Below are 5,333 nucleotides of genomic sequence, written 5' to 3'. Positions count from 1 at the left end.
AGCGCCGTGGCGCCGCCTCCGCCCCGCCGACGTCGGCGACCAGCGCGGTCGTACGGGCCGGAGCGCTGTGCGGGCGGCCGCGCCACCGCTCCGCGATCTCGGCCAGCGCCCGCCCGGCGGGCTTGACGGACCGGTCGTTGCGCAGCAGGCCGAGGTCGTACTCCAGCTCGGGGAAGTCCGCCAGCGACCGGGACACGTCGTGCGAGCACCACCAGGTGACGCCCCACACGTCCGGGCAGTCCAGGGCGCCCGCCACGGTCGCCTCGGTGAAGTGCGCGGCGCCGTCGGCCGGGATGTGCGGGGCGGGCGCGCCGACCTCCTGCAGCCACACCGGGCGGTGCGGGTCTCTCGCCCACGCCTTGGACAGTTCGATGAGGTAGGCGGCGTGGTGCTCGGTGGCGGTGCCGGTCTGCCCGTGCCGCTGCGCCGTCCCGTTGAACACCCAGGAGTGCACCGCCGTCACGCCGCCGAGCCGGGCGGCCTGGGCGGGGGTGAAGGGGTGGCCGTCGCGGTACCAGGCGGCGTCGTACGCGGCGTGCAGGTGCAGCCTGCCCGGGGCGCCCTCCTCGCAGGCCGCCAGCATCCGCTCCAGCCAGGCCGTGGCCCCGGCGTCGGTGACCCGGTCGGGGTCCGGGTGCGGGTCGTCGGAGAACTGGTTGAACTCGTTGCCGAGCGTCATCCCGAGGAACGCGGGCCGGTCGGCCAGCGCGGCGGCGAGGGTCCGCAGGTACTCCTCCTGGCCCGACAGCACCTCGGGGTCGGTGAACAGGGACCGGCGGTGCCAGGTCTGCGTCCAGGCGGGCAGGAAGTCGAAGCTGGACAGATGCCCCTGGAGCCCGTCGACGGCCACGTCCAGGCCGCGCTCGGCGGCGGCGTCCGCGAGCTGGACGAGCTGTTCGACGGCGCGCGGGCGGATCAGGGAGCGGTTGGGCTGGAACAGCGGCCACAGCGGGAAGACGCGGAGGTGGTCCAGGCCCAGGGCGGCGATGGAGTCCAGGTCGGCGCGCACGGCGTCGAGGTCGAAGTCCAGCCAGTGGTGGAACCACCCCTGGCTCGGTGTGTAGTTGACGCCGAAGCGGAGCGGGCGGGGGGCGGGGTGCGGTACGGGCATCGGGATTCCTGTCGGTGGACGGGAGGTCGGCGGAGGGGTGGGGGAGCGGGGCCGGCCGGACTTCGGGGCCCGGCCGGCGGTGTGCCGGCGCGGTACCGGTTCAGCCCTTGACCGCACCCTCTCCGACGCCGCGGAAGAAGAAACGCTGGAGGCAGGCGAACATCACCATCAGCGGGAGGACGGCGATGATCGTCCCGGCCGCGACCAGCCGCTGGTTGTCGGCGAACGTGCCGTGCAGGAAGTTCAGGCCGATGGTCAGGGTGAACTTCGACTGGTCGCTCAGCACGATCAGCGGCCACAGGAAGTCGTCCCACGCCCCCATGAAGGCGAAGATCGCCACGACGGCGAGGGTGCCCTTGACCGACGGCAGCGCGATCCGGGTGAACCGCTGCCAGGCGTTGGCGCCGTCGACGAACGCCGCCTCCTCCACCTCGTAGGGCAGATTGGCGAAGGCGTTGCGCATCAGCAGGACGTTCATCGCGCCGATGCAGGCGGGCAGCAGCACACCGACCAGGGTGTTGTTGAGCTGGAGTTCCCGCATCGTCACGAACTGGGCGACCATGATGCTCTCGACCGGCACCAGCATCGCCATCAGGAAGACGACCAGGGCGCCCTTGCGGCCCCGGAAGCGCATCCGGGCCAGGGCGTAGCCGGCGAGGGCGGCGCCCACGCAGTTGGTGAGCACATTGGCGGCGGCGACCTTGAGGGAGTTCAGGGCGAAGTCCCATACCGGGATGATCTTCGCGACCCCGGCGTAGTTGTCCAGGGTGGGGTCCGAGGGCAGCAGCTTGGGCGGGTAGCTGTAGATGTCCTCGCCCGGCCCCTTGAGCGAGGTGGACAGCTGCCACAGGAACGGCCCGATCATCAGGGCCAGCACGGCCAGCAGCAGGACGTAGCGCAGTACCACCTGCCAGGCCGGCATCCTGCGTCCGGAATCGTCCCGTTGCTCCTTCTCCCGGCGCCTGGGCCGGCCGGAGGCCGGCGCGGTCCCGCTCCCGGCGTTCATGCGTCCTCCTTCCGGTTGGCGCGCAGCACCAGCAGCATCAGACCCAGGGTGATCACGAACACCACGACGGAGAGCGCCGAGGCATAGCCGACCCGGCCGTTGAGCCCGGTGCCGACCTGCTGCACCAGCATCACCAGCGTGGTGTCCTCACCGGCGGGACCGCCGGTCGGACCGGCCATCAGATAGACCTCCGAGAACACCTTGAACGCGCCGACCGAGGAGAGCGCGCCCACCAGCACCATCGTGGAGCGCACCGCGGGCACCGTCACGGTCCAGAAGCGGCGCACCGCTCCGGCACCGTCGACCGCGCACGCCTCGTGCAGCTCGCGCGGCACATTGGCCAGCGCCGCCAGGTAAATGATCATGTAGTAGCCGAGGCCCTTCCAGACCGTCACCGCCATCGCGCTGAACAGCAGCAGCCAGGGATCGCTCAGGAAGCCGACCTTGCCGAAGCCGACGGCCTCCAGCACCGCGTTGATCAGACCGCGGTCGTCCAGCATCCAGATCCAGATCAGCCCGACCACGACGACCGAGGCGACCACGGGCGTGTAGTACGCGGAACGGAAGAAGGCGATGCCCGGCAGATGACGCCGCACCAGCAGCGCCAGCAGCAGCGGCAGCAGCACCAGCAGCGGGACGCAGCCCAGGACGTACAGCAGGCTGTTGCGCAGCCCCGTCCAGAACATCGCGTCGTGGATCAGCTCCTGGTAGTTGTCGCCGCCCACGAACGTCCCCGGGGTGAGCGTGCGCGCGTCGGTGAACGAGTGCGCCACCGTGCTCAGGAACGGGTACAGGCTGAACGCGCCCACGATGAGCAGGCCCGGGGCCAGGAAGAGCCAGGGCGTGGACGGCAGATGCGTACGGATCCGCCGCGCCCGCGGTTGGGTCGTCACGGTGGTCCTCAGGCGGTCTTCAGCAGGCGGTTGCACTCGGCGGCCGCGGCGTCGAGCGCGGCCTTGGGGGACTGCTTGCCCTGCACCGCACGGGCGACCGCGTTGCGCAGCACCGTCTTCATCTGGTCGCTCAGCAGCACCGGCGTGTAATTGACGGCGGTCTTCAGGGACTTCGCGGACGCGACGCGCACACGGGTGTCGTCGGTCCCGTCCTCCTTGGTGAAGTACGGGTCGTCCAGGGAACCGCGGGTGCTGGGGAAGATCGTGACCTGCTTCGCGAAGCTCATCTGGTTCTTACGGTCGGTGACGAAGTGCGCGAAGGCGACGGCCGCGGGCTTGACCTTGCTCTGCGCGTTCACCATCAGGCCCTGCACATACATATTGGCCTTACCGGTGTTGGTCACCGTGTCCGTGATGCCGATGTTCTTGTAGAGGCTCGGCGCCTCCTTCTTGAAGTTCCCCAGGTCGTGCGCGCTGCCCGGGTTCATCGCCACGGACTGCTGCTGGAACTTCCGCCCGGCGGCCTCGGCCTGCGCGGTCAGCGCCTGCGAGTCGAGCGCACCGGCCTCGTACAACTTCTTGTAGTGCTCGACCAGTTCGACGCCCTTGGGATCGTTGAAGGTGAACTCCGTGCCCCCGTCGTTCATCAGCGGCACGCCGTAGCGGCCGAAGTCCTCGATCGACGGGGTGCTCGCCAGCATCGCGATCTTCCCGTCGCTCTTCTCCGCCATCGCCAGCGCGTCGTCGAACAACCGGGCATAGGTCGTCGGCGGCTTCTCCGGGTCCAGTCCGGCCTTCTTGAACAGCGCCTTGTTGTAGAAGATCGGCCCGGTGTTCAGATACCAGGGGAAGGCGTAGACACCCGACCCCATTCCCGGCATCCGGTAACTCTTCCAGGCGCCGTCCAGATATTCCTTCGCGTATTGCGGGGCGGCCTTCTCCAGATCGAGCGCCATCTTGGCCTTCGCCAGCGGATAGGCGAGGTCGGGGGAGACGTTGACGACATCCGGCAGCGTGCCGCCCGCCGCGTCCGCGCTCAGCTTGTCCGGGTACCCCTCGGCGGGCTGGTCGATCCAGTTCACCTTCGCGTCGGGATATTTCTTCTCGAAGTCCTTGATGAGGCCCTCGAAATAGTCCTTGAAATTCGCCTTGAGATTCCAGGTCTGGAACGTCACCCGGCCCTCGACCTTCCCCGAGGCACTGTCGGAGGCGCCGGAGTCCCCGGAGCCCCCGCACGCGGTCAGGGTGAGGGCCGAGGTGGCCAGTGCCGCGGTGACGGCGGCGGCTCGACGGGATATACGCATGGTTGCCGGCTCCTTTGCTCGGACCAGAACGTGTCGCCTGTGTACGGCGCCCGCCGGCGAAAGCCGTGGCGTCGGAGCGACGCTCATCCGTATCGGTGATTCGGAATGTCACAACGCTTCGGGCACGGGAAAGGAAAAGCTCGGGACGTGCCCTGCCGCCACCGGGACGCCTATATCCGGTGGTCCGGGAGCGATGTTGGCCAGACGGTACTAATGCGATTTAGTGAGTGTCAACACCTGGACGGGAAACGTGCGTTCTCCGTCGCCGGGGGCTGGTGGGGCGGCGCGCCGAGGCGGCGTCTCCGGCTTCCTCGGCGTATGGCCTGACCAGGGACAACGCCCGCCGACGGCACCGTGTTTGACAGCTCACGCGCCGGTGATCAAACTGGAGCACTAATGCGGTTTAGTGAGTCAGTGCAACGCGCACATGAGCCAGGGGGCCGCAGCACCCGCCGGGACCCGGCCCGGTCATGTCCGGCACCGGGTGGCGAAACCCGCGCCGCGGCCCCGTCGTACGCCCCCTCCGTGCCCCCGCGCCGGCCGGGCGGGGCCCACCGCCCGAGGAGAGCCCTCCATGACAGCGCCCGGTGAGGCCGCCCGCCGTAGACCGGCACGCCGACCGACCATCAAGGACATCGCCCGCCGGGCCGGGGTGTCCGAGAGCGCGGTGTCCTTCGCGCTCAACGACCGGCCCGGAGTCTCCGACGAGACCCGCGCCCGGGTACGCCGCGTCGCCGAGGAACTGGGCTGGCAGGCCAACAGCGCGGCCCGCGCCCTGTCCGGCGAACGCGCGGGCTGTGTGGGCCTCGTACTCGCCCGCCCCGCCCGGACCCTCGGGGTGGAGTCCTTCTTCCTCCAACTCGTCTCCGGCATCCAGGAGGTGCTCTCCGCCCGGAAGATCGCCCTGCTCTTCCAGGTCGTCGAGGACCTCGACACCGAGTGCGCCCTCTACCGCCGCTGGTGGGCCGAGCGCCGGGTGGACGGCGTCCTCGTCGTCGACCCCCGCACCCGCGACCCCC

General features: G+C 69.9%; 5 protein-coding genes. 1 reads left to right on the top strand and 4 read right to left on the bottom strand.

What is annotated here, in order from left to right; all coding sequences use genetic code 11:
• The 4 genes from AC51EU_RS26670 to AC51EU_RS26655 all read right to left on the bottom strand — a co-directional run.
• Positions 1–1,111 (bottom strand): glycoside hydrolase 5 family protein (locus AC51EU_RS26670; RefSeq protein ID WP_496269639.1); only part of this gene is annotated, 1,111 nt, incomplete at its 3' end.
• Positions 1,112–1,211: 100 nt separating this feature from the next.
• On the bottom strand, positions 1,212–2,033 hold the full coding sequence (locus AC51EU_RS26665) for a carbohydrate ABC transporter permease (protein ID WP_496269640.1): 822 nt from the start codon (positions 2,031–2,033) through the stop codon (positions 1,212–1,214).
• An 80-nt stretch (positions 2,034–2,113) separates the two neighbouring features.
• Positions 2,114–3,010, bottom strand: coding sequence for a carbohydrate ABC transporter permease (locus AC51EU_RS26660; protein WP_496269638.1), 897 nt, complete (start codon positions 3,008–3,010; stop codon positions 2,114–2,116).
• Positions 3,011–3,018: 8 nt separating this feature from the next.
• A complete protein-coding gene (locus AC51EU_RS26655) occupies positions 3,019–4,314 on the bottom strand; it encodes an ABC transporter substrate-binding protein (RefSeq protein ID WP_496269637.1) in 1,296 nt (431 codons plus the stop codon).
• A 574-nt stretch (positions 4,315–4,888) separates the two neighbouring features.
• Between AC51EU_RS26655 and AC51EU_RS26650 the strand changes: the two genes are divergently transcribed.
• Positions 4,889–5,333: LacI family DNA-binding transcriptional regulator (locus AC51EU_RS26650; RefSeq protein WP_496269636.1), on the top strand; the 445-nt coding region annotated here is incomplete at its 3' end.

Source organism: Candidatus Streptomyces philanthi (genome assembly GCF_059553635.1).
The sequence above is the reverse complement of the archived record's forward strand: the minus strand, read 5'-3'. Positions and strand labels throughout refer to the sequence as shown.

Coding starts and splice junctions, on each gene's coding strand:
- AC51EU_RS26665 (WP_496269640.1), bottom strand. CDS start 2,033: ATGCCGGCCTGGCAGGTGGTACTGCGCTACGTCCTGCTGCTGGCCGTG.
- AC51EU_RS26655 (WP_496269637.1), bottom strand. CDS start 4,314: ATGCGTATATCCCGTCGAGCCGCCGCCGTCACCGCGGCACTGGCCACC.